Origin of the sequence: Sphingomonas aliaeris (genome assembly GCF_016743815.1) — a bacterium.
GTDB classification, from domain to species: Bacteria; Pseudomonadota; Alphaproteobacteria; order Sphingomonadales; family Sphingomonadaceae; genus Sphingomonas; species Sphingomonas aliaeris.
Genome location: NZ_CP061035.1, coordinates 3,882,673 through 3,907,044 on the forward strand (window position 1 = coordinate 3,882,673; position 24,372 = coordinate 3,907,044).

At 65.6% G+C, this 24,372-nt stretch carries 25 protein-coding genes, 1 tRNA gene, 2 pseudogenes and 1 riboswitch; of the genes and pseudogenes, 20 read left to right on the top strand and 8 right to left on the bottom strand.

Annotated elements, in window-relative coordinates:
* Positions 1–19: 19 nt before the first annotated feature.
* A riboswitch (TPP riboswitch) is annotated at positions 20–128 on the bottom strand.
* Between the two features lie 84 nt (positions 129–212).
* The 5 genes from H5J25_RS18460 to H5J25_RS18480 all read right to left on the bottom strand — a co-directional run bounded on the left by H5J25_RS18460 (position 213) and on the right by H5J25_RS18480 (position 4,691).
* Positions 213–1,301, bottom strand: coding sequence for a ferritin-like domain-containing protein (locus H5J25_RS18460; RefSeq protein WP_202093588.1), 1,089 nt, complete (start codon positions 1,299–1,301; stop codon positions 213–215).
* 56 nt (positions 1,302–1,357) lie between these two features.
* The gene (locus tag H5J25_RS18465; protein ID WP_202093590.1) at positions 1,358–2,344 is read right to left on the bottom strand and encodes a ferritin-like domain-containing protein; all 987 of its coding nucleotides are present in this window, start codon (positions 2,342–2,344) and stop codon (positions 1,358–1,360) included.
* Between the two features lie 212 nt (positions 2,345–2,556).
* Entirely contained in the window at positions 2,557–3,441 is an 885-nt protein-coding gene (locus H5J25_RS18470; protein ID WP_225883231.1) for a MipA/OmpV family protein, read from the bottom strand.
* Between the two features lie 67 nt (positions 3,442–3,508).
* A complete protein-coding gene (locus tag H5J25_RS18475) occupies positions 3,509–3,907 on the bottom strand; it encodes a DUF2141 domain-containing protein (protein ID WP_202093592.1) in 399 nt (132 codons plus the stop codon).
* On the bottom strand, positions 3,870–4,691 hold the full coding sequence (locus H5J25_RS18480; RefSeq protein ID WP_202093594.1) for a sterol desaturase family protein: 822 nt from the start codon (positions 4,689–4,691) through the stop codon (positions 3,870–3,872). The genes H5J25_RS18475 and H5J25_RS18480 overlap by 38 nt, the downstream gene beginning before the upstream one ends.
* Before the next feature lie 105 nt (positions 4,692–4,796).
* On the opposite strand from H5J25_RS18480, the gene crtY reads away from it, so the two are divergent.
* The 4 genes from crtY (at position 4,797) to H5J25_RS18500 (ending at position 9,192) form a co-directional block, all read left to right on the top strand.
* The gene (crtY, locus tag H5J25_RS18485) at positions 4,797–5,987 is read left to right on the top strand and encodes a lycopene beta-cyclase CrtY (protein WP_202093596.1); all 1,191 of its coding nucleotides are present in this window, start codon (positions 4,797–4,799) and stop codon (positions 5,985–5,987) included.
* The gene (locus H5J25_RS18490; RefSeq protein ID WP_202093598.1) at positions 5,984–7,489 is read left to right on the top strand and encodes a phytoene desaturase; all 1,506 of its coding nucleotides are present in this window, start codon (positions 5,984–5,986) and stop codon (positions 7,487–7,489) included. Before crtY ends, H5J25_RS18490 begins: the two co-directional genes overlap by 4 nt.
* Positions 7,490–7,640: 151 nt before the next feature.
* Positions 7,641–8,222 carry an LOG family protein gene (locus H5J25_RS18495; RefSeq protein WP_202093600.1) on the top strand — a complete coding sequence of 194 codons (582 nt, stop codon included), beginning with the start codon at positions 7,641–7,643 and terminating at the stop codon, positions 8,220–8,222.
* A gap of 16 nt (positions 8,223–8,238) precedes the next feature.
* Positions 8,239–9,192: a phytoene/squalene synthase family protein gene (locus H5J25_RS18500; RefSeq protein ID WP_225883232.1), complete on the top strand. Its 954-nt coding sequence runs from the start codon at positions 8,239–8,241 to the stop codon at positions 9,190–9,192.
* A gap of 40 nt (positions 9,193–9,232) precedes the next feature.
* On the opposite strand, the pseudogene H5J25_RS18505 reads toward H5J25_RS18500, so the two are convergent.
* Positions 9,233–9,798 (bottom strand): annotated as a pseudogene (locus H5J25_RS18505) (HNH endonuclease).
* Between the two features lie 125 nt (positions 9,799–9,923).
* On the opposite strand from H5J25_RS18505, the gene gluQRS reads away from it, so the two are divergent.
* From gluQRS to H5J25_RS18565, 12 genes are all read left to right on the top strand, one after another.
* On the top strand, positions 9,924–10,760 hold the full coding sequence (gene gluQRS / locus H5J25_RS18510; RefSeq protein WP_202093602.1) for a tRNA glutamyl-Q(34) synthetase GluQRS: 837 nt from the start codon (positions 9,924–9,926) through the stop codon (positions 10,758–10,760).
* Positions 10,761–10,769: 9 nt separating this feature from the next.
* Entirely contained in the window at positions 10,770–11,003 is a 234-nt protein-coding gene (locus tag H5J25_RS18515; RefSeq protein ID WP_202093604.1) for a twin transmembrane helix small protein, read from the top strand.
* Between the two features lie 33 nt (positions 11,004–11,036).
* Complete coding sequence (locus H5J25_RS18520; RefSeq protein WP_202093606.1) at positions 11,037–11,612, top strand: cob(I)yrinic acid a,c-diamide adenosyltransferase; 576 nt, start codon at positions 11,037–11,039, stop codon at positions 11,610–11,612.
* A gap of 45 nt (positions 11,613–11,657) precedes the next feature.
* Entirely contained in the window at positions 11,658–12,917 is a 1,260-nt protein-coding gene (egtB, locus tag H5J25_RS18525) for an ergothioneine biosynthesis protein EgtB (protein WP_202093608.1), read from the top strand.
* Positions 12,917–13,894 (top strand): L-histidine N(alpha)-methyltransferase, encoded by a 978-nt coding sequence (gene egtD / locus H5J25_RS18530; RefSeq protein ID WP_202093610.1) that lies wholly within the window; start codon positions 12,917–12,919, stop codon positions 13,892–13,894. The genes egtB and egtD overlap by 1 nt, the downstream gene beginning before the upstream one ends.
* A gap of 83 nt (positions 13,895–13,977) precedes the next feature.
* Complete coding sequence (locus H5J25_RS18535; protein ID WP_202093612.1) at positions 13,978–16,035, top strand: S9 family peptidase; 2,058 nt, start codon at positions 13,978–13,980, stop codon at positions 16,033–16,035.
* Positions 16,032–16,424 carry an acyl-CoA thioesterase gene (locus tag H5J25_RS18540; protein WP_202093614.1) on the top strand — a complete coding sequence of 131 codons (393 nt, stop codon included), beginning with the start codon at positions 16,032–16,034 and terminating at the stop codon, positions 16,422–16,424. Before H5J25_RS18535 ends, H5J25_RS18540 begins: the two co-directional genes overlap by 4 nt.
* Positions 16,425–16,534: 110 nt before the next feature.
* The gene (gene aguB / locus H5J25_RS18545) at positions 16,535–17,395 is read left to right on the top strand and encodes an N-carbamoylputrescine amidase (RefSeq protein ID WP_202093616.1); all 861 of its coding nucleotides are present in this window, start codon (positions 16,535–16,537) and stop codon (positions 17,393–17,395) included.
* A gap of 40 nt (positions 17,396–17,435) precedes the next feature.
* Positions 17,436–17,960: a response regulator transcription factor gene (locus H5J25_RS18550; RefSeq protein WP_202093618.1), complete on the top strand. Its 525-nt coding sequence runs from the start codon at positions 17,436–17,438 to the stop codon at positions 17,958–17,960.
* 52 nt (positions 17,961–18,012) lie between these two features.
* Complete coding sequence (locus H5J25_RS18555) at positions 18,013–18,384, top strand: hypothetical protein (protein WP_202093620.1); 372 nt, start codon at positions 18,013–18,015, stop codon at positions 18,382–18,384.
* A gap of 51 nt (positions 18,385–18,435) precedes the next feature.
* Positions 18,436–18,882, top strand: coding sequence for a hypothetical protein (locus tag H5J25_RS18560; protein ID WP_202093623.1), 447 nt, complete (start codon positions 18,436–18,438; stop codon positions 18,880–18,882).
* A 9-nt stretch (positions 18,883–18,891) separates the two neighbouring features.
* The gene (locus tag H5J25_RS18565) at positions 18,892–19,236 is read left to right on the top strand and encodes a hypothetical protein (RefSeq protein ID WP_202093625.1); all 345 of its coding nucleotides are present in this window, start codon (positions 18,892–18,894) and stop codon (positions 19,234–19,236) included.
* A 12-nt stretch (positions 19,237–19,248) separates the two neighbouring features.
* On the opposite strand, the pseudogene H5J25_RS18570 reads toward H5J25_RS18565, so the two are convergent.
* Positions 19,249–19,895: pseudogene (locus H5J25_RS18570) on the bottom strand (uracil-DNA glycosylase).
* A 23-nt stretch (positions 19,896–19,918) separates the two neighbouring features.
* Here H5J25_RS18570 and folK point away from each other — a divergent pair.
* The 3 genes from folK to H5J25_RS18585 all read left to right on the top strand — a co-directional run bounded on the left by folK (position 19,919) and on the right by H5J25_RS18585 (position 21,283).
* Positions 19,919–20,404, top strand: a complete 486-nt coding sequence (gene folK, locus H5J25_RS18575; RefSeq protein ID WP_202093627.1) for a 2-amino-4-hydroxy-6-hydroxymethyldihydropteridine diphosphokinase — start codon at positions 19,919–19,921, stop codon at positions 20,402–20,404.
* 16 nt (positions 20,405–20,420) lie between these two features.
* Positions 20,421–20,496: transfer RNA gene (locus H5J25_RS18580), tRNA-Lys, on the top strand.
* A 55-nt stretch (positions 20,497–20,551) separates the two neighbouring features.
* The gene (locus H5J25_RS18585; protein WP_225883233.1) at positions 20,552–21,283 is read left to right on the top strand and encodes a phosphatase PAP2 family protein; all 732 of its coding nucleotides are present in this window, start codon (positions 20,552–20,554) and stop codon (positions 21,281–21,283) included.
* On the opposite strand, the gene H5J25_RS18590 is transcribed toward H5J25_RS18585, so the two are convergent.
* Positions 21,263–22,099, bottom strand: a complete 837-nt coding sequence (locus H5J25_RS18590) for an HpcH/HpaI aldolase/citrate lyase family protein (protein WP_202093629.1) — start codon at positions 22,097–22,099, stop codon at positions 21,263–21,265. The two genes, H5J25_RS18585 and H5J25_RS18590, sit on opposite strands and share 21 nt — an antisense overlap.
* A gap of 141 nt (positions 22,100–22,240) precedes the next feature.
* On the opposite strand from H5J25_RS18590, the gene H5J25_RS18595 reads away from it, so the two are divergent.
* Positions 22,241–24,370: a TonB-dependent receptor gene (locus H5J25_RS18595; RefSeq protein ID WP_202093630.1), complete on the top strand. Its 2,130-nt coding sequence runs from the start codon at positions 22,241–22,243 to the stop codon at positions 24,368–24,370.
* Positions 24,371–24,372 lie beyond the last annotated feature (2 nt).

Here is a 24,372-nt window from a genome sequence, read left to right on the forward strand (position 1 = left end):
CGGAGCGAGGGCGGTTTCCGGATATGGACCGCTCCCTCCCTCCGCCCGCGCTAACGGGATCAGGTTCGGCGGGTCACGGCATCAGCCATATCTCAGCTGCTCAGGCGCAGCCCCCCCGGGGATGACCGGATCGTAAGCGCATCGGCGGGCAAAGAAAGGCCGCACGAGGTGTCCCTCGCGCGGCCTTCAGGGTCGAAGCTTCGAAGGAAGGATCAGGGATTGGCGGCGCTCGTCTTGAACGCGGGCAACGTGGCGTTCAGGCCGTTGGGGAAGAAGCCGCCCATCGACGCACCGGCGGTCTTCGCCGCGGTGTTGAGATAGACGATGTTCAGCACCTGCGACACGCTGCGGCTATAGGCGATGCCGTTGCCGTCGGTGGGGACGAGGTTGGCGTCGGTGACGCCCGCATTCGTCACCGTCAGGCCCTGATCGATATCCACCGCGCCGACGCTGTTGCTGGCGACCGTACCGTCGAGCGAATCGCGCGCGTCGGAAATCTTCTGTGCGTTGATGATCAGCGCCGGGATCGCCGGCGCGGAGGGCGTACCGATGCCCTTGCTGTACAGAACCGTGCGGACGAGGCCGGCATGATAGGCTTCGGCTGCGAGGATACCGGCGGCGGCCTCGAGATAGGTCTTGTTGGTGATGAGCGGCGCGGCGCCCTTATAGGCCGAGACGCCGACATCCTCGAAGATGAACGCGCCGAGCAGGAAGTTTTCGGGCGAGGCATAGGGATCGAAGGTCTGGCCCTGCGTGATGATGCCTGCCGCGATCGCCGCCTGGGTGAAGGCGCCGTTCGTACCGCCGCCGATATTGATGTTGGGCATCGCCACCGCCGACGATCCGATCGCAGCGCGGAGGAAGGTTACGTGCGCCGTCTCGTCCGCCGCGATTTCACGCGCATAGGCCAGGACGAGGGGGTCGCCGGACAGGTTCGCCTGAGCGCCGCCGGTGACGGTGCCGGGTGCTGCACTGTTGGGGCCGGTGGTCTGCGAGGTGGCGAGACCCTGGCCGGTGACGGCATAGACGTAGAATTGCGCCTCGAGATATTCGAGGTTGAGCGCGAAGTTCAGGATGTCGAGATCCAGCGTCGCGGCACTTGCGGTCGAGGTCGGGCTGGGCGAGGTGGTCGCCGTCGGGGTCGCGTTGGGATTGTTGTTGTCGGCGCCGCATGCGGACAGCAAGGTCGCGCCGCCGAACGCCGCGGTGGCGCCGCCTGCGACCTTCATGAAGTTACGACGTTCGCCGCGCCGCTTGGCGATGGCGTCGAAGATTTCGGTGCTGGTGTTCTGATCGATCATTTCGAAAATTCCCTGAAATACGGTGATGAAGTTCAATGGCCGGCCGTGAGCGATGCTCAGGCGTTGGCCTTGAAGGTTCCATTCACACCATTGGGGAAGAATAGGCCGCTGGGCGTCGTGGTGTTGCCGTAGACGATGTTCAGCACCTGACCGGTCGAACGGCTGTAGGCGAGGCCATTCGGATTGAGCGGGACGATGTTGGAGACCGTCGCGGCGCCCATGCCCTCAGGCTTGATGCCCTGATCGTCGTCGGGGCCGATGCCCTTGATGAGATCGAGCGTGGGTGCACCGTCAAGGCTGTCGCGCAGGCTTGAAATCTTCTCCGTTGCGTCGATCAGCCCCGGCGTGGCGATACCCTTTGCGTAGAGCGCGGTGCGCACGATCGAGGCGTGATAGGCCTCGACCGCGAGGATGCCGGCGGCGGCCTCGAGATAGGTCTTGCTGGAGAGCAGGGGGGCCGCGCCCTTATAGGCCGTTACGCCGACGTCTTCGAAGATGAACGCGCCGAGCAGGAAGTTTTCCGGCGAGGAATATGGATTGAACGGCGTTGGCGAGGTGATCCCGGCTGCGGACGCCACGGTGTTGAAGGTCGCCGGGCTGATGTTGATGTTGGGCATCGCGACGCGGGCGGTGCTGAGCTGCGCACGCAGGAAGCGGACATGGGCGACCTCGTCGGCTGCGATTTCCTTGGCATAGGCGCCGACGATGGGGTCGCCCGAAAAGTCCACCTTGGTCGAGCCCCAGGTGACCGTGCCGCCGGCAGCACCAGCGCCGCTGGTCGTGTCGGCAGCATCGAGGCCGGTGCCATTCAACGCATAGAGGTAGAATTGCGCCTCGAGATATTCGAGGTTGAGCGCGAAATTCAGCACGTCGGCATCATTGAAGGTCTGCGCCGTCGCGACGCCACCTAGCGTGACCGCAGCCGCACCGGCTCCGGCGACCGCCGCCGCCCCGAGTGCGGTCCTGAAGAACTCACGCCGTTCGTTGCGCCGTTCGACGCGGCCATCGAAATGGTCGATCAGCTGCTGGTTGGTATCGGTCATGCCGGTCGTCTCCCTTGGATCATTGCGGCGGACTACTCGAACACGACCACCCTGATCCACCGTTTCAGGACAACCGACCGGAAAACACCGCCGCCTCGTCCCCCCGATGCAGGAGATCGACACGGCATTTCAACTCTATACGTCCGCGCGATCGGCGCGGATGCAGCAGGGCAATAAAAAATGCCGCATCAACCGGAGATGACGTCAGGACGTCAGAACGTATAGGCCAGGCCGACCGCACCGAGCCACTGATTGCGATCGCCCGCGATGCTGACGACCGGGCTGCGCGCGAAATCACCGAGCAGGCGCGAGTAGGAGACGCCGCCCAGCACCGACAGGCCGTGCGTCAGATCGCCGGTAAGCGAATAGGTCGCATATCCGGAGACCTGATAGTTCTTCCAGCCCTTGCCGGCATTGTACGCCGGCAGCGTGCTGGCGAGCGAGCCGGGCGTGTCGATGCTGAAATAGGTATCGGCATATTCGCCGCCGACATAGCTGGCCGATCCGGACAGGCCGACATACATCTTGCGGCTGAGCGGCGTGCCGTAATCGACGCCGGGCGTGATGATGTAGCTCTTATGCGCCTTGTTGATGTCCTGCACGTAGGACACGCTGACGGTCAATTTGTCGTAATCGCTGGTGATGACGCCGGTCTTGCCGATGCCGGTATAGCCGCCGACCTCGATCGCGGTCTTGCGCTCGCCCAGTGCCTCGACGCGCCGGTCGTTGATGTTCTTGCGGTTGGTACGGTCGAAGTTGAGGCCGACCACGGGCCCGAGCTGGAAGTCCCAGGTGGGGCCGTTGCCGCCGGGAACGACGTCGACGAACAATTGCGCGCCGCGCGAAATGAAGTTGATGCCCGAGACCGAGCCGCGGATCAGGCCCGCGGGAATAACGCGGTTCTTGTCCGAGCCTTCATAGCCCGGGATCGTCGCGACGCCGACCGCGATCGAGACGGAGTCGCCGCCGGTGACGATTTCCGGCTGTGGCAGCGAAGGCTGACCGATCGTGTCGGAATTCTGCGCGAACGCCGGGCTGGCCGACAGGAAGAGAGCGGCACCGACATAAGGTGCCAGACGACGGATCGACGTGCGCAAGGTAATACTCCCGAGGATTGTTTCCCCCGCAACGCCCCCATGCGCCTTTGGCTCCGACAGCGGCGCCCTAGAACATGTACTTCATGCGCACCTGTTGCCGATTGGCATCATTATTCAACTGGAACCGCGCGGCGGCGAAGCGCGGCGGGCCGAAGGTGATCGTCGGATTGCGCGAGAAGCCGAACCCCTCGCGCGGGATGCCGAGCATCGTGTCGAGCTTGTTATTGCCGTTTTCGTCGTGGATCACGGCCAGCGCGTAATCGCCGGTCGGCAGGCCGGCAAAGACCATTTCGGGATGCGTGGCGGAGACGGAGCGCGTGATCGCGCGGGCATCGTCGACACAGGCGGGGAAATTCTTGGGATCCGCCGTCAGGCACAGACGCAGCATGCCCTTGCCCGACCGCAGCTTCGCCACGTCGACATGCAGGTCAGCGACCGGCGTCGCCCCCGGCAGCAACATCAGCATCGCGCAGGACGCCGCCACGATCGACGGCCCTGGCGTCACGCGACGGCCTGGCCTTGAACGTACCGATCCCCTGGTCGGTGTGGCAGAGGCGATCCCAGAACCGGAAATAGAGCCCATAATTGCATCCATAACGTTCGTGATGACGTTGGTGGTGGCTGGCCGTGATCAGCCACCCCCCGAGGTGCCCCCTCCACATCGCGGCCGGGAACATCTCCCAGCCCATGTGATTGGTTACTCCCATAACCGTCATTACCGTCAGCACCACCCCGAGTGCGGCAGGATGGATCGGAATCACGAAGACCAGTAGCGGAATTACAACAGCACCGGTTAAGGCTTCGATAGGGTGGAACGCCATCGCGGCCCAGGCGGTGGGCGGGCGGCTGGCATGATGGAGCGCATGCGCGAGGCGGAAGGGACGCGGCCGGTGCATCCAGCGGTGCGTCCAGTAGAACCACGTGTCGTGCGCGACGAGGTACAGCAGGATCGACACCGGCAGGTACCACAGGGGATAGGTATGCAGATCGGCATAGACGCGGGTCCAGCCGTGATGCTGCCAGCCCCAGGCGATCACCCCGGCGGGGATGCCGTAGATCGCCGCGGAGGCGAGGCTCCAGACGATTTCGCGGCGCATCTGCCGGTCCAGCCCGACATAGAGGCCGGGATGGCGCGACCTGGTCCACGCCGCGAACGCGCCGCTGACGATCAGGTAGCGCACGCCGACGATCACGGTCATCGCGAGCGCGGACAGCGTTATGGCAAGGGCGGCGCTGGTCAGGGATGACATTCCCAGCCTCTTACCGTCCGCAAGGCGACACGTCATGCCGGAATCTTGCCGCAGGATGGGGGATAAGTGCTTGCGCGTCCGCCGGGATCGGCTAACCGCTCCGCCATGGCGGCGATTATCCCATGCGATGTGGCGATCGTCGGCGCGGGTCTCGCCGGCGGGATGATCGCGCTGGCGCTCAGAAGACGACATCCCCAACTCGATATCCGGCTGATCGATGCGGACGACCGTATCGGCGGCAATCACTTGTGGTCGTTCTTCGCGAGCGATGTGACGCCGGAGCATCGCTGGATCGTCGCGCCGCTGATCTCCTATGGCTGGAAAGGCTATGACGTCGCGTTTCCGGGACATTCCCGCACGCTGGACGCCTCCTATTATTCGATCGAGTCGGACCGGCTGGATACGGTGGTGCGCGCGGAACTGCCAACGGGTGCGCTGATGCTGGGTCGCAAGGTGCTGAGCGTCAGCCCGACTGCGGTGGTGTTGACCGATGGCGACCGGGTGCAGGCGCGCGGCGTGATCGATTGCCGCGGGATGGGCGATCCGGGCGTGCTCGATCTGGGGTGGCAGAAATTCCTGGGCCGCGAATTCAGCCTGGCCGAACCGCACGACATGACGCGCCCGATCGTGATGGACGCGACGGTACCGCAGCTGGACGGATATCGGTTCGTCTATTGCCTGCCGTTCGCCGCGACGCGGATGTTCGTCGAGGATACCTATTACAGCGATACGCCGGATATCGACGCCGAGGCGCTCGGCGCGCGGATCGACTCCTATGTCGCTGGGCGCGGCTGGCAGCCGGAACGGGTCGAGCGCGAGGAAGCCGGTGTCCTGCCGGTGGCGATGGGCGGCGATTTCGAACGCTATTGGGTGAATGGCGGCAAGGGCGTCGCGAAGGCCGGGATGCGCGCCGGGCTGTTCCACCCGACGACGGGCTATTCGCTGCCCGATGCGGTGCGCACGGCGGCGCTGATCGCCGATGCGCGCGACCTGACCGGTGCGGCGCTGCATGAGTTGACGCATAATTTCGCGCGCAGGGCATGGGCAAACCGCGGTTTCTATCGCATGCTGGACAAGATGTTGTTCAAGGCGGCAGAACCGGCGGAACGCTACCGCATTCTCGAACGCTTCTACCGTCTTGACCCCCGGCTGATCGGCCGGTTCTATGCGGGACGTTCGACCATGACCGACAAGGCACGTATACTTTCCGGCAAGCCGCCGGTGCCGATCGGCCGTGCGTTGCGCGCGATCACCGAACCGGCGACGATCGGCGCGTCGCGCGGGAAGACCGCATGAGCAGTGCTCCACCCCGGGTGGCCGGGCGCAGCGCGATCGTCATCGGTGCAGGGTTTGGCGGGCTCGCGCTCGGCATCCGGCTGCAATCGGCGGGCGTCGAGACGGTGATCGTCGAGGCACGCGACAAGCCGGGCGGGCGCGCATACGTCTGGGAACAGGAGGGATTCACCTTCGACGCCGGGCCGACCGTGATCACCGACCCCGCCTGTCTGCAGGAATTGTGGGCGCTGACCGGGCGCGACATGAGCGAAGACGTGACGCTGGCGCCGGTGCAGCCCTTCTACCGGTTGAGCTGGCCGGACGGGACGACGTTCGACTACACCAACGACGATGCGCTGCTGAATGCGCAGATCGCTCAGCTGAACCCGGACGATGTCGCGGGCTATGCCAAGTTCCTCGACTATTCGGCGGGCGTGTTCCGCGAAGGATATGAGAAACTCGGCTCGGTCGCGTTCCTCGACTTCGCGTCGATGATCAAGGCGGCACCGGCGCTGGCCAAGTACCAGGCGTGGCGGTCGGTCTATTCGATCGTATCGTCCTATGTGAAGGACGAGCATCTCCGCCAGGCGCTGAGCTTCCACACGTTGCTGGTCGGCGGCAATCCGATGACGACGAGCGCGATCTATGCGCTGATCCACAAGCTGGAACGCGATGGCGGCGTGTGGTTCGCGATGGGCGGCACGAACCGCCTGATCGCGGGCATGGTGACTCATTTCGAACGGCTGGGCGGTACGGTCCGGCTCGCCGATCCGGTGGTGAGCATCGAGACGCTGGGCGACAAGGCGACCGGCGTGACGACGGCGAGCGGATGGAGCGCCACTGCCGACATGGTGGCGTGCAACGGCGACGTGATGCACGTGTACAAGGATCTGCTGAGGACCAACCGGTCGGGGCAGCGGACCAAGGCGAAGCTGGAGCGGAAGCGCTACTCGCCATCGCTGTTCGTGGTGCATTTCGGGATCAAGGGCACGTGGCCGGGCATTCCGCACCATTCGATCCTGTTCGGACCGCGCTACAAGGGATTGCTGGCGGATCTGTACGATACGGGCGTGCTGCCGGAAGATTTCTCCCTGTACCTGCATCACCCGACGGTGACCGATCCGAGCCTGGCGCCGGAGGGGCATTCCAGCTTCTACGCGCTGGCGCCGGTGCCGCACATGGGCAAGTTCCCGGTCGACTGGGACGAGATGGCGCCGGTACTAGAAAAGCGCATCCTGGACGAGATCGGACGCCGGCTGATCCCCGATATCCACGACCGGATCGTGACCAAGTTCTCGTACACGCCGAAGGACTTCTCGCGCGACCTGAACGCGCATCTGGGCAGTGCCTTCTCGCTGGAGCCGATCCTGACGCAGAGCGCGTGGTTCCGCGTGCACAATCGCGACGATCATATCCCGAACCTGTATTTCGTCGGGGCCGGCACGCATCCGGGCGCGGGGATTCCGGGCGTCGTCGGAAGCGCGAAGGCGACGGCGGCGTTGATGCTGGAAGGCGCGAAGTGATGGGCATGTCGGTCCTCCCCGGCACGGGGAGGGGGACCGTTCGCGTTCTTCACGCGAATGGTGGAGGGGCCTTTCCACAAGCGGCCCGCTTGCGGCAAGCCCCCTCCGTCAGCCTTCGGCTGCCACCTCCCCGTGCCGGGGAGGATCGCGCGTGAAGCGTCTGGCGATCTATTGCGGTTCGGCGACGCCGGCCAACCCGGTCTATATCGAATCCGCGCGGCTGGTCGGGCGGACGCTGGCGGAGCGGGGGATCGGTGTCGTCTATGGCGGCGGGCGGCTCGGGTTGATGGGCGCGGTGGCGGACAGTGCGCTGGAGGCCGGCGGCGAGGTTATCGGGATCATCCCGCAGGCGCTGGTGAGTGCCGAGGTCGCGCATCGCGGCTGCACCGAATTGCACGTCGTCGACACGATGCACCAGCGCAAGCAGGCGTTCACCGATCTGTCGGACGGCTTCGTCAACCTGCCCGGCGGGACGGGCACGATGGACGAATTGTGGGAAGCGCTGAGCTGGGCGCAGATCGGCTATCACGCCAAGCCGGTCGGGTTGCTGAACGTCGCGGGCTATTACGATCATCTGATCGCCTTTTACGAAAAGATGGGCGAGGTCGGGTTCCTGCGGCCGCAACATCGCGGCATCCTGCTGATCGACGACGCGCTGGACGGGTTGCTGGCGAAGATGTTTGCGCATGTGCCGATCGAGACGATCACCAAGATGAAGGCCAGCGACCTTTGAGTCCTGGCGCCGCGTCGTGAGCGACGGCCAGGACCTGCCGAGCCGCGACGCGATCGTCGCGACGGCGCAGGAATCGATCGCGCGGGGGTCCAAGAGCTTCGCCGCCGCGAGCAAGCTGTTCGATCGCCAAACGCGCGAGCGGGCGTGGCTGCTCTATGCGTGGTGCCGCGCGTGCGACGATATCGCCGACGGGCAGGATCACGGCCACGGGATGAGCGTGGTGGAGGACGCGCCGGCGCGGCTGGCGCAGGTCAGCGCGATGACCGAGGCGGCGCTCAAGGGGGAGATCGTCGGCGACCCGGCGTTCGACGCGCTGCGCATCGTTGCGGCGGAAACGCGCATGCCGCCCGAATTCGCCCGCGACCTGATCGCCGGGTTCGCGCTGGACGCGCGCGACTGGCGTCCGCGGTCGGAGGCGGACCTGTACAAATATTGCTACCATGTCGCAGGCGTCGTCGGGTGCATGATGGCGGTGGCGATGGGCGTGTCGCCGGACGACGCCGCGACGCTGGACCGGGCATGCGATTTGGGCATGGCGTTCCAATTGTCGAACATCGCGCGCGATATCGAGGAGGATGACCGGGTGGGGCGCTGCTACGTCCCCGAGGAATGGCTGGTCGAAATGGATATCCCGCCCGGCCAGCACATGAAGCCGCCATTCCGGTCGCGGTTGAGCGTGCTCGCGCGGCGGCTGGCGGAGCGCAGCGCGGAATTCGAGGCGAGCGCGCGGATCGGCACGCCTGCACTGCCGTTCCGCTCCGCCTGGGCCGTGCTGTCGGCAGCGGATATCTACGGTGCGATCGGGCGAACGGTGGCCGAGCGCGGCGATCATGCGTGGGACCACCGGGTAACGACGTCGAAGCTGGACAAGCTGAAGTTCATCGCGCGATCGGCGGTCGCGGCGGCGGAACGACGGAGGCGGTATCCGCCCGAACCGCGCACGATCGCATGGGTGCGGCCGGGGCGGTGAGACCGGCGTAGGGGCGACTAGCCCGTCCGGTGGCCGGCCGTCAGGCCTCCAGTTCGACGTCCCAGTACAGCCAATCGTGCCACGTATCGTGCAGATAGTTAGGCGGAAACCGGCGGCCATGTTCCTGCATCTGCCAGCTGGTCGGGCGGATCGCGGCGATGTGCAGCGGCATGGCGGCCTGTTTCGGGGTGCGGCCACCTTTTTCAGATTGCAGGGCGCGCAGGCGGTGGCGACATTCTCCCATGTCGTCCGCCCGCCCTGGGCGCGCGGAATGATATGGTCGAAGGTCAGATCGGTCCCGCATCCGCAGTACTGGCAGGAGAATTTGTCGCGCAGGAACACGTTGAAGCGCGTGAAGGCGGGGAAGGCGGAGGGCCGGACATAGGATTTCAGCGCGATCACCGATGGCAGCTTCACCGCACGCGTCGGGCTGCGCACTTCGCGTTCATATTCGGCGACGATATCGACGCGGTCGAGGAACACCGCCTTGATCGCGGTCTGCCACGGCCAGACGGACAGCGGATAATAGCTGAGCGGCGTGTAATCCGCGTTCAGCACCAGAGCAGGGCACCCGTCAGGGTGTCGGATCAGATCGGGATGGTACATAACCCCCTTTCTCCTTGCGCCGTGGCGCCGATGCTCGCCATGTTTGACGGCGCTTTCGCCGACTTGGATGACGGCGTCATGACAGCACGGCGCAGGGAATGCGGTCAAGGGGGCGCGAGCAGGGGATGACGATCGTCACGCGCTTCGCGCCCAGCCCGACCGGCAAGCTGCACCTGGGCCACGCTTTTTCCGCGATCCGAAGCCATGATCGTGCGCGCGGCGACGGCGGATCGTTCCTGCTGCGGATCGAGGATATCGACGGAACGCGCTCCCGCCCCGACCATGTCGCGGGCATCGTTCAGGACCTGCAATGGCTGGGCCTGGAATGGGACGGTGACGTCCTGTTCCAGTCGTCGCGGCTGGATCGCTACGCCGCGGCGCTGGAGCGGTTGAAGGCGATGGGGCTGCTCTATCCCTGCATCTGCACGCGCGCGGATATCGCCGCGAGCGGGTCCGCGCCGCATGGCCCCTCCGGCGCGATCTATCCGGGTACTTGCCGTGGCGCGGCGGTAGACGAAAGCGGGGCGGCGTGGCGGATCGACATGGCGGCGGCGGTCGCGCGGTGCGGGCTGCTCGACTGGACCGACGAACTGGCGGGCGTGCAGCGCGCCGATCCGCTGGCGCATGGCGACGTCGTGCTCGCGCGGAAGGATGCGCCCGCCAGCTACCATCTGGCGGTGACGGTGGACGATGCGTTTCAGGGAGTTACGCACGTCGTGCGCGGACGCGACCTGTTCGACGCGACGCACGTCCACCGCCTGCTGCAATGCCTGCTGGACCTGCCCATGCCGATCTATCGCCACCACGCGCTGTTGACCGATGCGGATGGACGGCGGCTGGCGAAGCGCGATGGCGCGCCGACGCTCACATCGTTGCGGGAGCAGGGGGTGGACGGTCGGAGACTGGCGGACGACCTGCGCGCCGGGCGGCTACCCATTGGCTTTGGCGTACCGAATGCCTAAATAGATTTCATGAGCATTTTCCTGATCCTCCTCCTCGTCGCCGCGATGATCGCGGTGGTGGTCGTGTTCGTACGCGGGCTCGTCGTTTTCCTGGCGAATGCGACGGAGGAAGCGAAAAACGGCGGTACGGGGCCGAGTGCATCGGCGCTGAAATCGAACAAGATGATGCAGTATCGCATCTTCTTCCAGGCGATTGCGATCGTCATCGTGGTGCTGTTGCTGATGCTGGCGGGCAAGGGTTGATCCTGCCTAACCCCGCCTGACGCGCGTCCGACGATGGTCAAACTGAACCGTATCTATACCCGCACCGGCGACGACGGCACGACCGGACTGGTCGACGGGTCGCGTGTTGCGAAGAGCGATGCGCGCATGGCCGCGATCGGCGATGTGGACGAGGCGAACAGCGCGATCGGCGTGGCGATTGCCGCGCTCGGCACCGGCGAGACGGCGGATGCCTTGACGCGGATCCAGAACGACCTGTTCGATCTCGGCGCAGATCTAGCGACGCCCGGCGACGATTTCACGCCCGGCGAAATGACGTTGCGGATCGTTCCTCGCCAGGTCGCGCGGCTGGAGGAAGAGATCGATGCGATGAACATCGGATTGGAACCCCTGCGCAGCTTCATACTGCCCGCGGGAAGCGCTGGTGCCGCGTCGGTACATTTGGCGCGGGCGATCGTCCGGCGTGCCGAGCGATCGGCCGTGGCGGCTGCGCAGTCGGTGCAGATCAATCCTCAGGCGCTGGCGTATATCAATCGCTTGTCGGACTATCTTTTCGTTGCGGCCCGGTTTGTGAACCAAAATGCCGGTGGCGACGTTCTATGGATCCCGGGCGCTTCTCGCGGGACTTGATCTGCATCAGGTGGGTCGCGTCGCATTCCGGTTTATAGGAACGAAATGCGAACGAATCCCTCCCGCGCGATCGATGACGCCACTCTTGCCGATCGCTTTGCAAAAGTCCGCGCGCTGACGGAGGCGATGGTGTCGCCGCTGTCCGACGCCGACGCAACGGTCCAGTCGATGGAGGATGCGTCGCCGGCGAAATGGCATCTGGCGCATACCACCTGGTTTCTCGAAACCTTCATCCTGCGCGATTTCGTCGCCGGCTATCAGCTGCACGACGAGCGCTTCCCGTTCCTGTTCAACAGCTATTACGAGGCGGAAGGCCGCCGCCATGCGCGCGGTCGTCGCGGCATGGTGACGCGCCCGACGCTGGACGAGGTGCTGGCGTACCGACATCACGTCGATGCGGCGGTGATCGCGGCGCTGCCCGGCCTTCCGGCGGCGGCGGTCGAACTCGTCGCGCTGGGATGTCATCACGAAGAGCAGCATCAGGAGCTGCTGATCACCGACATCCTCCATCTGATGTCGGAAAACCCGCTGGAACCGGCGATCTGGCCGGCGGCGCCGAAGGTTCCGGTCGAGATGCCAGGTCCGATCGGGTGGATCGAAGGCGCGGGCGAAGTGGTGGAGATCGGGTTCGAAGGAACCGGCTTCTCGTTCGATTGCGAAGGGCCACGGCATGCGACGCTGCTGCGCCCGCACGCGATCGCGGACCGGACGGTGACGAACGGCGAATGGGCCGCGTTCATCGCGGATGGCGGTTACACCGATGCGCGGCACTGGCTGTCCGACGGATGGGCATGGGTGCAGCGCGAGGGAATCGGCGCGCCTTTATATTGGGAGCGTCGCGACGATGTGTGGACGCGGTTCGGTCTCGACGGGCGCCGACCGATCGATCCTGCCGCGCCCGTGACGCACGTCAGCTTCTACGAAGCGGATGCCTATGCGGCCTGGGCGGGTGCCCGGTTGCCGACCGAGGCCGAATGGGAAGTCGCTGCTGCAGCCTATGACGTGTCGGGCGGCAACCAGCTGGACAGCGCCGGACCGGTGGAGCCGCGGCCTTCGGCGGGCGGGCCGGCATTTTTCGGTGATGTCTGGGAATGGACCGGCAGCGCGTTCCGCCCCTATCCGGGCTTCAAGGCGATCGAGGGCGCGGTCGGCGAATATAACGGCAAGTTCATGTCGGGGCAGTGCGTGTTGCGCGGCGGATCGTGCGCCACGCCGCGCGGCCATGCGCGGGCGAGCTACCGCAACTTCTTCTACCCGCACCAGCGCTGGCAATTCACCGGCGTCCGGCTGGCCAAGGATCTATAATGCTGAAGCAGGAAATCGAAGACGGCGACATGACGCTGGCGGATCCGGCATTCCGGGCGGACGTGTTGCGCGGCTTCGCGCTTCGCCCGCGGGCGATTCCGGCGCGCTGGTTCTACGACCGGCGCGGTTCGGAATTGTTCGAGGCGATCACCGATCTGCCCGAATATTATCCCACGCGGACCGAGACCGCGATCCTGCGCACGGTGTGTCCCGAGGTCGCCGCGCTGGCGGGCGAAGGGCGCGCGGTGGTGGAATTCGGATCGGGTTCGTCGACCAAGACGCCGATCCTGCTGAGCGCGGTCGCGCCCGCCGCTTACGTGCCGATCGATATTTCGGGCGATTTCCTGCGTGAATCGTCGGCGCAATTGTCATCCGCCTTTCCGGGGCTTCCGGTGTTGCCGGTGGAGGCGGACTTCATGCATCCGATCGCCTTGCCCGAGCAGGTTCGCACCTTGCCCAAGCTGGGTTTCTTTCCCGGATCGACGATCGGCAACATGATCCCGCACGCGTCGGTCGATCTGTTGCGCGCGATGAAGCAAAGCCTGGGCGAGGGCGCGATGCTGTTGATCGGGATGGACCGGGTGAAGGACGAGCATGTCCTGACCGCCGCCTATGACGATGCGCAGGGCGTGACGGCGGCGTTCAACCTGAACCTGCTGGAGCGGATCAACCGCGAACTGGACGGCACGATCCCGATCGACCGTTTCCGGCACCGCGCGATCTGGAACGACGATCGCGCGCGGATCGAGATGCATCTGGAGGCGACCGGGGATGTCGCCTTCACGATCGAGGGACGTCCGTTCGAGATGGCGGCCGGCGAGACGATCCATACCGAGAACAGCCACAAATTCGGCCCGCGCGACGCCAAGTTGCTGCTGCGCGCCGGCGGGTGGACGCCGATCGCATCGTGGACCGACCCCGACAGCCTGTTCTCCGTCATCCTGACCGAAGCGCAGGCGCCGCGTCTCGCGCCGTAGCTGGCCGGACGCCGGGTCTGGCGCAGTAACTGGAACGCGAACCGGGGTTTGCGTTGCTGCTGGCGGGCGGTAGTGGTCTGGTCATGACCCTGACCCCTCCCGTCGCCGAGCGGCGCCCGCACAGCTTCACCGTCCACGGCGTTACGATCGAGGATCCCTATGCGTGGATCAAGGATCCGGGCTATCCGGACGTCACCGACGCGGACGTGCTCGCCTATATCGCCGCGGAGAACGCCTATTTCGAAAGCGTGATGGCGCCGCACAAGCCGCTGACCGACCGGCTGTATGAAGAGATGAAGGGGCGGATCAAGGAAGACGATTCCTCCGTCCCGCAAAAGGATGGCGACTGGCTGTACTGGACGTCGTTCGAGACGGGTGGCGAGTATCGCAAATGGTGGCGCAAGCCGGTGGCGGGCGGCGACGATGTCTTGATCCTCGACGAGCCGGCACTGGCGGAGGGCAAGGAGTATTTTCGGCTCGGCGCGCTGACGGTCAGCGAGGACGGGCGGTATCTGGCCTATGCGATCGACGATAACGGGTCGGAGCGCTTCGAGGTTCGTGTCAAGGATCTGGAAAGCGGCGAGCATCTGCCCGAGGTCATTCCCGGCATGCTGTCCGAAATCGTCTGGACGAGCGATTCGACGGGTTTCCTCTACGGGCTCGCGAACGAACAGTGGCGCACCGACAATGTCCGCTATCACAGGCTGGGCACGCCGGTGTCGGACGATGTCGAACTGTTCCACGAGGCGGACGAGGGCTTCCGCGTCGGCGTTTCGGAGACGAGCAGCCGGAAGTGGATCGTCATTTCCAGTGGCGATCACGTCACCAGCGAAGTCTATCTTCTGCCAGCGAACGATCCGCTCGCGACGCCCTTGCTCGTCTCCGGGCGGCAGGTCGGGCGGGAATATGACGTGGACGAGCATGACGGCACGCTGTTTATCCACACCAACGACGTGGATCCGAACTTCCGCCTGTGCACCGCGAGCGTCGATGCGCCGGGCGAGTGGAGCGAACTGATCCCGCCGTCGCGGCATTTCTACATGACCGGGGTCGAATGCTTCCGGGACTTCTTCATCGTCGATGGGCGCGAGGACGGGCTCGATCAGATCGAGGTGCGCCGCTACGACACGCCGCTGGAGGCGCAGCGTATCGCGTTTCCCGAGGCGAGCTACGATGCGGGGCTGGGCAACAATCCCGAATATGACATGCAGGTGCTGCGCGTCGGTTATGAATCGATGGTCACGCCTGGCACCGAATATGATTACGACGTCGCGACCGGCCAGCTGACCACACTGAAGGTGCAGGAAATCCCGTCCGGCTACGATGCGGGCCGATACGGGACCGAGCGGCTGAAGATCATCGCGCGCGACGGGACCGAGGTTCCGGTGTCGATCGTCTATCCGAAGGATTTCCCGCGCGATGGATCGGGGCCGCTGTTCCTCTATGCGTACGGCGCATACGGCTATGCCATTCCCCCCGGTTTCTCGACCGGCCGGCTGAGCCTGCTGGACCGCGGCTTCGCCTATGCGATCGCGCATATCCGCGGCGGCGACGATCTTGGGCAGCAATGGTATCTGGACGGCAAGCTGGAGAAGCGTGCGAACACGTTCAACGATTTCGTCGATGTGGCGGAGGGCCTGATCGCCGATGGATGGACGCAGGCGGGCCGGATCGCGATCGCCGGACGGTCGGCGGGCGGCGAGTTGATGGGGGCGGTGGTCAATTCCGATCCCGAATTGTGGGGCGCGGTGATCGCGGACGTGCCGTTCGTCGATGTGCTGAACACGATGCTCGACGCGGATCTGCCGCTGACGCCCGGCGAATGGCCCGAATGGGGCAACCCGATCGAGGACAAGGCGGCGTTCGACCTGATCCGCGGCTATTCGCCCTACGATCAGGTGAAGGCGCAGACCTATCCGCCGATGTTCATCTCGGGCGGGCTGAACGATCCGCGCGTGACCTATTGGGAGCCGACCAAATGGGCGGCGAAGCTGCGCGCGACGAAGACCGACGACAACGTTCTGCTGCTCAAGACCAATATGGGCGCGGGCCACGGCGGCAAGTCGGGCCGGTTCGAATCGCTGCGCGAGGCGGCGGAGGAACATGCCTTCGTGCTGTGGCAATTGGGCGTGGACGGGTGAGCCGCTTCACGATATCGATCACCGCATCGCCCGACGACATCGACGAGCTGGGCCATGTCAACAATGCGGTATGGGTGCAGTGGATCCAGCGGATCGCCACGACGCATTGGGAAGCGGTCGCGCCGCCCGAGCATGTCGCCGCCTATGTCTGGGTCGTGACGCGGCATGAGATCGATTATCGCGGCAACGTGGTCGAGGGCGAGACGGTGACGGGCGAGACCTGGGTCCCCGAGGGGCCGAAGGGTGCGCGCTTCGACCGCCATGTCCGCTTCACCGGCAGCGACGGGCGCGTCAAGGTGGAGGCGGTGACGACCTGGGCGTTGCTGGATCGTGCGACCGGCCGTTTGCTGCGCGTGCGTCCTGAGATCGCCGCGCCGTTTCTCAATTAGGCCTGTTTGCGAACCGACTACGGGCAATCCGCGCGAGTTGCCGGGAAAGTGGCGTGAATTTCCCGTAGCTGTGCATTTCAAACCGTCGGCCGAACCGCTAAGGCGGAAGGATGACCGAGATCATCGTCGCTGCGCTGCAGCTTGCCTTCACGCCCGACATCGATGCGAATATCGCCAACGTCTCCGCGCTGGTGCGTGAGGCGGCGGGGCGCGGTGCGCAGGTGATCCTGCCGCCCGAACTGTTCGAAGGCGAATATTTCTGCCGCGTCGAGGACGAGGGCCTGTTCGCCAATGCCAAGCCGGTGGGCGAGCACAAGGCGGTGCTGGCGATGCGGTCGCTGGCGGCCGAACTGGGCGTGACCATCCCGACCAGCTTCTTCGAGGCGGACGGGCCGCATCATTATAACAGCCTGGCGATGATCGGACCCAACGGCAACGTCATGGGCGTCTATCGCAAGAGCCACATTCCCGACGGGCCGGGCTATGAGGAAAAATTCTATTTCCGCCCCGGCAATACCGGATTCAAGGTGTGGCCGGGCCCGGCGGAATCCGGCGCGCCGACGCTGGGTGTCGGCGTGTGCTGGGACCAATGGTATCCGGAAACCGCCCGCGCGATGATGCTGATGGGCGCGCAAGTGCTGTTCTATCCGACCGCGATCGGCAGCGAACCGCATGACGACAGCCTGGACACCGCGCGCCTGTGGCGCCGGGCGATGGTCGGGCATGCGGTGTCCAACGTCGTGCCGGTCGTCGCCGCGAACCGCATCGGGACGGAACATGGCCAGACGTTCTACGGCACCAGCTTCATCACCGACGAACGCGGCGATATCCTGGCCGAATTGGGGCGCGAGGAAGAGGGCGTGATCGTCGCGACGCTGGATCTCGACCGGATCAAGCGCCACCGTGCCGCCTTCGGCTTCTTCCGCGATCGTCGGCCCGAATTGTATCATCGGCTCGTGCAGGACGTGTGACCGCGCCGCGTGTCGATATGACGTTCCTAATTTGTCCGTGGTGACGCCGCGCTTCGACCGGGTGACCGAAGCGCAACGCGAATGTCTTCGACTCGTGCTGACGCGGCGCAACTCGAAGGAGATCGCGCTGGCGCTCGGCATATCGTCGCATACCGTCGACAAGAGGCTGGAGCGCGCGATCGCCACGCTGGGCGCGACCAGCCGGTTCGATGCGGCGCGGATCCTGGCCGAGCATGAGGCGCAATCCGCCCCCGCCCCCGTCGCGGGCGCCGATACGACATACGAGCCTTTCGTATACCAATCGCCGGACATTGTTCCCGTTGCCGGATCGGACATGGTCGCGGCGTCTGAGGAGTTGGCACAAAGGGGAGGCAGTCGGGACGCGAAAGCGGCCTGGCTGCCGATCCGCCCCAAAGGCGGCAGGTACAACACCCTGTCGATGGGGCGTCGGTTGGCGTGGATCGGCCTGATCCCGGTGGCCTTGGCAGTGGCGGTCGGCATGTTGGGGTTCGGGCTCAGCGTGGCGAGCAAGCTGTTCAAGCTGGTCGCGACCGTGCTGCTCTGATCGGGCGCCCATCGGCCCCGGAAACGGGGGCCCGAGCACGAAGGATAGAGCCATGACGACGTCCCAGGAACTCATCGCCGGCCAGGTCGGCACCCTGCTCCACAAGCTCGAATTGCTGATCGACGAAGCAGTCAGTTGCGGCGCGGAATTGACCGCCGTCCTGCCGCGCGCACGGGTCGAGGCGAAATTGCCGGCGCTGGTCGGGCAGCATTCGCTGGATACGCTGACCGACGCGGTCCAGTCGCTGGTTGCGGCGCGGCGCCAGACGATCGCCACGCACAAGCATCTCGACAAGGTGCGCGAACTGATGGGCCTGCCGGTGATCAGCTTCGGCGAGGAAAGCCCGAAGCCGGACGACAAGGTATTCACGACGGGTGTTGCCCGTACCGACGGCCGGGCCGATCACCTGCGCATCGCCGCCTGACGCGAACGGCATCCGGTTGTTTCGACATAGATATCGGTCGGATCGGTCGGGATGCTGATCGTCGTCCTCTTCAACTTTCTACTCGTCATGTGCGCCGTCTACGCCTTTGCGCGGGGCGGCGCGCCGGAGCGGGTGGTGGCCGCGGCGTTCGTCGCCGCGGCTGCCGCCAGCTACGCCGTCATCCCGGCGAAGGGCCATTTTCACGGCGTGGAGGTCGGCCTGCTGCTGATCGACGCCGGACTGCTGGCCGTACTGACGGGTGTCGCACTTCGAGCGAACAGGTTTTGGCCAATATGGATCGCGTCGTTTCAGATGTTCGCGCTGCTGGTGCACGTCGCGCGGGCATATCAGGAGGACGTCCTGCCAATCGTCTATTTCGCGGTCATATCGCGGATCGCCTATCCCATGCTGCTGCTGCTGGCGATCGGGACGGCGCGGCATTTCTGGCGCGTGCGACAGTATGGCGAGGATGCCGACTGGTGCACCCGGCTGGCCTAGGAGAGTCGCATGTCGGATGAACGCGGCCCCGCGGACGTGGAGCGTCCGACGGCGCATGACATTGCGGCGCGACTGATCGCGTTCAGCGAGGTGCGGACCAAGGTTTTCGAACCCTTCGCAATGCCGGTGAACGACATTGCGTGGCAGTTGCTGCTCCGGTGCTTCGTCGCGCAGGAGCGCGGGTTCCGGACCAGCGTCTATCGCCTGTGCGACGAGATGTCGGTGCCCAAGAGCGTGTCGGTACGCTGGCTGCGCGCGCTGCGCGGGTGCGGCATGGTCGAGTATGACGAGGATCTCGGGAGAGCTGTCCGCCGCCGTCCGGCTCACCACCAGGGCGGAAGACGTCTTGCGTGATTTGCTCGACGCCTAGGGTTTCAGTGCGATCGCCTGCGCGAATACCGCGTCCAGCATCTCGCGCGTCAGCCGGCCGGTATTCTGGTTGTAGCGGGAGCAGTGATAGCTATCGATCAGGATGCGGCCATCGGGCACGCGGTGTTCGGCGCCGTGCGCGAAGCGGCATTTGGGCAGTTTCCCCCCAGCATCTTGACCGCCGATTGATGCGCGACCTGGCCCAGCGCGATGAAGATGCGCGCGCGGGGCAGGGCCGCCGCCTCGGCCTCGAGATATCGGCGGCAGGTGCGGATTTCCTCCGGCAGCGGCTTGTTGAGCGGGGGCACGCATTTCACCGCATTCAGGATCATCGCGCCGCGCAGCGTCAGGCCGTCGTCCGGCGTGCCGAGATATTCGCCGCTCGCCAGCCCGTGATCGCGCATCGCATCGAACAGCAATGCGCCGGATCCGTCGCCGGTAAAGGGCCGGCCGGTGCGGTTCGCGCCGTGCTTGCCGGGCGCCAGGCCGACGATGGCGAGCCAGGCGTCCGGATCGCCGAAGGCACCGACCGGCGCATTCCACCATTCGGGCTGTTCGAGACGCAATTCCGCGCGATAGGTCGCCAATTGCGGGCAAAGCGGGCAATCGGCGGGCGGGGCGGGCAGGTCGGGTGCGAAGTTCACGCGGATGCGATAGGCACGTCGCCATGCCGACGACAAGCTATGCCATCGCCATCGGGTCCAATCGTCGCGGGCGACACGGCGCGCCCGAACGCGAAGTTGCGGCTGCGATGCGCGCATTAAGGGGTGTCGTGACGGCGTCCGCGATCGTCAGCAGCGCGCCGTTGGGGCCGTCGATCCGCCGGTTCGCCAATGCCGTTGTGACGATCGAAACGCGCGAGACGCCCCCGGAACTGCTCGCCCGGCTGAAGCAGATCGAACGCGCGTTCGGGCGACGGCGGGGGCAGCGCTGGGGCGCGCGGGTGATCGACCTTGATATCATATCCTGGTCGGGCGGGCGCTGGACGGCGCGCGACCTGATCGTGCCGCATCCGGCGTTTCGCGAACGGCGCTTCGTTCTCGGGCCGATGAGGACGATCGCGGCTGCGTGGCGCGATCCGGTGACGGGATTGACCGTCCGTCATCTGGCGTATCGGGCACAAGCGGTTGACCGGCGCGCCCTCCGCCCGTAACGCGCGTGGCTTGGTCGGGCCCGTAGCTCAGTTGGTAGAGCAACGGACTTTTAATCTGTAGGTCTCGGGTTCGAATCCCGACGGGCCCACCAAATCCCCTCTCATCCTGTGCGCCATCCGCGCACGTCGATCTCCAGCGAGGGCCGAATGAACGATCCGCTCCATGCACAGGGTGCCGACGCGGCGGGGGAAGTGCCCGGCAACGTTCGCCATCCGCCGTGGCTGTTGATCGCTTTGGGGGCGTTGGGGATCGCATTCCTGCTGGTGGCGGGGATCGGCGCGCTGATCGATCGCGGGTCGCAATTCCGCATCGACGCCGCGATCATGTTGTGGACGCGGCACGGCACGGCGCACGGTATTCCGATCGGCCCGCTTTGGGTACGCGCGGCGATGGTCGATATCACCGCGCTGGGCGGTGTGACCGTGCTGACGCTGGTGACCGCGATCGTCGCGATCTTCCTGGCGTTGAAGCGCCTGTGGCTGACGATGACGCTCATACTCCTGTCGACGATCAGCGGGGCGATCGCGGTCTCGGTCGCCAAGTCGATCGTTGCGCGGCCGCGCCCCGATCTGGTCGATCACCTCGTCACGGTGAATTCCGCCAGCTTTCCGAGCGGCCATGCGACGAGCAGTGCGATCGTCTATCTGACGATCGCGGCGGTGATCATGCAGATCGTGCGCGGTCGGCCGCTGCGCATCTATATCCTGAGCGTCGCCGTGCTGCTGGTCGGGGCGATCGGGTGCAGTCGGGTCTATCTGGGCGTGCACTGGCCGAGCGACGTGCTGACCGGATGGGGATTCGGGGCGTTGTGGGCGCTGATGTGGTGGGGCATCGCCGCTTTCGTCCGGATCAAACGGTCAGCTCTCCAGCCCGGCTAGGATCGCGCGGGCCGATTTGAGGTGTGGCGCGTCGACCATCTTGCCGTCCAGCGCAAGCGCACCTGCGCCGGGATTGGCGTCGAACAGCGCGATCACCGCGCGGGCATGCGCGACTTCGGCATCGGTGGGGGCGAAAGCGGCGTTGATCACCGCGATTTGGCTCGGGTGGATCGCCATCATGCCGGTAAAGCCATCGCGGCGGCCGCGCGCGGCATAGGCGGCGAGCCCCTCCAGGTCGCGGAAATCCGGGTAGACGGTCTCGATCGCGGGCACGCCCGCCGCATGCGCGCCAAACAGGGTCAGGGAACGGGCAAGCTGGTAGGGCGCGGTGTAGCTGCCGTCCTGCTCGCGCGAGGTGGCCGCGCCGATCGCGGCGGGCAGATCCTCCGCGCCCCAGGTCAGCCCGGCGAGACGCGGCGTGACATTGCCATAGCTGCCGAGCGCGAAGACGGCCGCGGGCGTTTCGGTGGCGATCGGCAGGATCATCGTATCGCCGGACAGGCGGGCGTCCAGCGCCGCGAGCGTCGTCGCGCCCTCCGCTTTCGGCAGGACGATCCCGTCCGGGCGTGCCGGCAGGATTGCGGCGAGATCGTCGTCGCTGAGACCCGAATCGAGCGGATTGATCCGGACGAACAGCGTCGTCCGCCGCTCCGCACGCAGGAAAGCGGCGACCATGTCGCGCGCCGCGGGCTTCGCCGCGGGGGCAACGGAATCCTCGAGATCTAGAATCAGCGCGTCGGCGCCGAGGCCCAGCGCCTTTTCCATCCGGTCGGGGCGATCGCCGGGGACGAACAGCAGGGATCTGAGGCGCGGCATTTGTCATCTTCCGTTCATCGCGGGGGTGGCCGACCCTAGCTATCGACGGCCCGTTCGAAAAGCGCGCCAATGGGGCTTGAGACTTTGTATCATCACATCTAGGGGCGTTGTGCGCTGCATCAATCAAAACAAAGGTCGCCCATGATTCGCTATACCCTCCTCGCCGGCACCGCGCTGCTGGTCGCCACGCCCGCATTCGGGCAGACCGCGCCGACCGGTACCGCCCCCGCTGGCGAGATCATCGTCACCGCGCCCGTCCGGCAAAGCGAGACCGACGTGCTGCAGGGTACGTCGATCCTGACGGGCGAGGAACTGACGCGGCAGTTGCGCCCGACGATCGGCGAGACGCTGGCGCGGCAGCCGGGCGTGTCGGCATCGTCTTTCGGCCCGAACGCATCGCGCCCGATCCTGCGCGGCTTCCAGGGCGAGCGTATTCGCGTGCTGACCGACGGTATCGGTTCGATCGACGTATCGAACACGTCGGTCGATCACGCGGTCATCATCGACCCGTTGCTGGCGGAGCGGATCGAGGTGCTGCGCGGGCCGTCCGCCTTGCTGTTCGGATCGTCCGCCGTCGGTGGCGTGGTCAACGTGGTGGATACGCGTATCCCGCGCAGCGTGCCGGAAAAGGGGTACCGGGTGAACGGTATCGCCAATTACGGCAGCACGGCGGATGAACGGTCCGGCGGTCTTGCCGGCGATGTCGCGATCGGCGAGCATCTGGTGCTGCATGCCGACGGATCGTATCTGAAGAGCGGCGACCTGCGCACCGGCAAGGGATATCTGCTGTCCGGTCCGGCGCGGGCTGCGGCCCTGTCGCAGGTCGGGCTGCCGCAGGAGGTCGAACCGGGCGAGGATGCGATCGACTTTGCCGGATCGGCCGCGTTGCGCCGCCGCCTGCCCAATTCCGCGGCGGAAACCTGGACCGCGGGGGTCGGCGCATCGATCATCACCGACGCGGGGTCGCTCGGCGTGTCGTACAGCCATTATGACAGCCTGTACGGCGTGCCGATCCGCTTCGCGACGGAAGTCGGACAGGAGCAGGAAGCACCGCGACTGGATGTCGTCCAGAACCGCTTCGACGTCCGTGCCGAGGTGAATACCGGCGGCGGTTTTCTCGACAAGATCCGGTTCCGCGCCGGCCAGGCGAGCTACCGCCATTTCGAACTGGAGGAAGACAATTCGGTCGGCACCGCCTTCTATAACAAGGGGTTGGAAGGCCGGCTGGAACTGGTCCAGGCGAACCGCGGTGGCTGGCAGGGGGCGTCGGGCGTGCAGTTCTTCAACCGTATCTTCGATGTGGCGGGCGATGAGGCGTTCCTGCCCAAGAACGAGACCAACCAGACCGGATTCTTCACGCTGCAACAATATAGCAGCGGCGCCTTCAAGGCGGAGGGCGGGTTGCGCTACGAGATCACGAACGTCGCGGGACGCAACCCGGCGGACGATCTGCGCTTCTTCAACGGGCAGCGCGCGTTTCATGCGGTGTCGGGATCGGTCGGCGGGTCCTATGGTGTCACGGACGCAGTACGCTTCGGCCTGAACCTGTCGCATACCGAGCGTGCGCCGTCGGCCGAGGAACTGTTCGCCAACGGCGCGCATGCCGGGACGCAAGCCTATGAATTGGGCAATCCCAATTTCCGGCTGGAAAAGTCGAACGGCGCCGAACTGACGATGCACGTCCACGGCGACGGCTTCAGCCTGGACGCGTCGGCATATTACACGAAGTTCTCGAACTACATTTCCGAGAACCAGGTCGCACAAGGAATCTGCGAAGCCGCGGCGGCCCCATCAGGCCGCGAGGTGGATCTGCCCTGCTTCCAGAACCAGCAGTCAGATGCGCGCTATTACGGGATCGAGGCGGACGCCTCGCTCCGGCTCGCGCGCATCGGCGATTACACGATCAACGCCGATATCCTGGGCGATTACGTCCGCGCGAACATCATCGATCTGGGGCCGGCACCGCGTATCCCGCCGGCACGCGTGCTCGGCGGAATCGAGGCGCAGGGCGACAGGTTGCAGGGCCGGATCGAGGCGGAGCATGTCTTCGAGCAGAACCGCATCGCCGCGTTCGAGACCCCGACGAACGGCTATACGATGGTCAACGCTTCGGTCGGCTTCTCGCCGTTCGGCAAATCGAGCAAGACAAGCCTGCTGATCAGCGCGAACAACATCTTCGACGTCGAGGCGCGCCGCGCGAGCAGCTTCCTGAAGGATTTCGCGCCGCTCGCTGGCCGCGATATTCGCGCGACGATCCGTTTCGGCCTTTAACG

What these genes read in the sequence shown, in the direction of transcription:
- H5J25_RS18480 (WP_202093594.1), bottom strand. Translation starts at nt 4,691, where the DNA reads ATGTCATCCCTGACCAGCGCCGCCCTTGCCATAACGCTGTCCGCGCTC.
- aguB (WP_202093616.1), top strand. Translation starts at nt 16,535, where the DNA reads ATGACCGAGATCATCGTCGCTGCGCTGCAGCTTGCCTTCACGCCCGAC.
- H5J25_RS18535 (WP_202093612.1), top strand. Translation starts at nt 13,978, where the DNA reads ATGACCCTGACCCCTCCCGTCGCCGAGCGGCGCCCGCACAGCTTCACC.
- H5J25_RS18595 (WP_202093630.1), top strand. Translation starts at nt 22,241, where the DNA reads ATGATTCGCTATACCCTCCTCGCCGGCACCGCGCTGCTGGTCGCCACG.
- H5J25_RS18520 (WP_202093606.1), top strand. Translation starts at nt 11,037, where the DNA reads ATGGTCAAACTGAACCGTATCTATACCCGCACCGGCGACGACGGCACG.
- gluQRS (WP_202093602.1), top strand. Translation starts at nt 9,924, where the DNA reads ATGACGATCGTCACGCGCTTCGCGCCCAGCCCGACCGGCAAGCTGCAC.
- H5J25_RS18475 (WP_202093592.1), bottom strand. Translation starts at nt 3,907, where the DNA reads ATGCTGATGTTGCTGCCGGGGGCGACGCCGGTCGCTGACCTGCATGTC.
- H5J25_RS18585 (WP_225883233.1), top strand. Translation starts at nt 20,552, where the DNA reads ATGAACGATCCGCTCCATGCACAGGGTGCCGACGCGGCGGGGGAAGTG.
- H5J25_RS18565 (WP_202093625.1), top strand. Translation starts at nt 18,892, where the DNA reads ATGTCGGATGAACGCGGCCCCGCGGACGTGGAGCGTCCGACGGCGCAT.
- H5J25_RS18560 (WP_202093623.1), top strand. Translation starts at nt 18,436, where the DNA reads ATGCTGATCGTCGTCCTCTTCAACTTTCTACTCGTCATGTGCGCCGTC.
- H5J25_RS18460 (WP_202093588.1), bottom strand. Translation starts at nt 1,301, where the DNA reads ATGATCGATCAGAACACCAGCACCGAAATCTTCGACGCCATCGCCAAG.
- crtY (WP_202093596.1), top strand. Translation starts at nt 4,797, where the DNA reads ATGGCGGCGATTATCCCATGCGATGTGGCGATCGTCGGCGCGGGTCTC.
- H5J25_RS18515 (WP_202093604.1), top strand. Translation starts at nt 10,770, where the DNA reads ATGAGCATTTTCCTGATCCTCCTCCTCGTCGCCGCGATGATCGCGGTG.
- egtB (WP_202093608.1), top strand. Translation starts at nt 11,658, where the DNA reads ATGCGAACGAATCCCTCCCGCGCGATCGATGACGCCACTCTTGCCGAT.
- folK (WP_202093627.1), top strand. Translation starts at nt 19,919, where the DNA reads ATGCCGACGACAAGCTATGCCATCGCCATCGGGTCCAATCGTCGCGGG.
- H5J25_RS18555 (WP_202093620.1), top strand. Translation starts at nt 18,013, where the DNA reads ATGACGACGTCCCAGGAACTCATCGCCGGCCAGGTCGGCACCCTGCTC.
- H5J25_RS18465 (WP_202093590.1), bottom strand. Translation starts at nt 2,344, where the DNA reads ATGACCGATACCAACCAGCAGCTGATCGACCATTTCGATGGCCGCGTC.
- H5J25_RS18490 (WP_202093598.1), top strand. Translation starts at nt 5,984, where the DNA reads ATGAGCAGTGCTCCACCCCGGGTGGCCGGGCGCAGCGCGATCGTCATC.
- egtD (WP_202093610.1), top strand. Translation starts at nt 12,917, where the DNA reads ATGCTGAAGCAGGAAATCGAAGACGGCGACATGACGCTGGCGGATCCG.
- H5J25_RS18590 (WP_202093629.1), bottom strand. Translation starts at nt 22,099, where the DNA reads ATGCCGCGCCTCAGATCCCTGCTGTTCGTCCCCGGCGATCGCCCCGAC.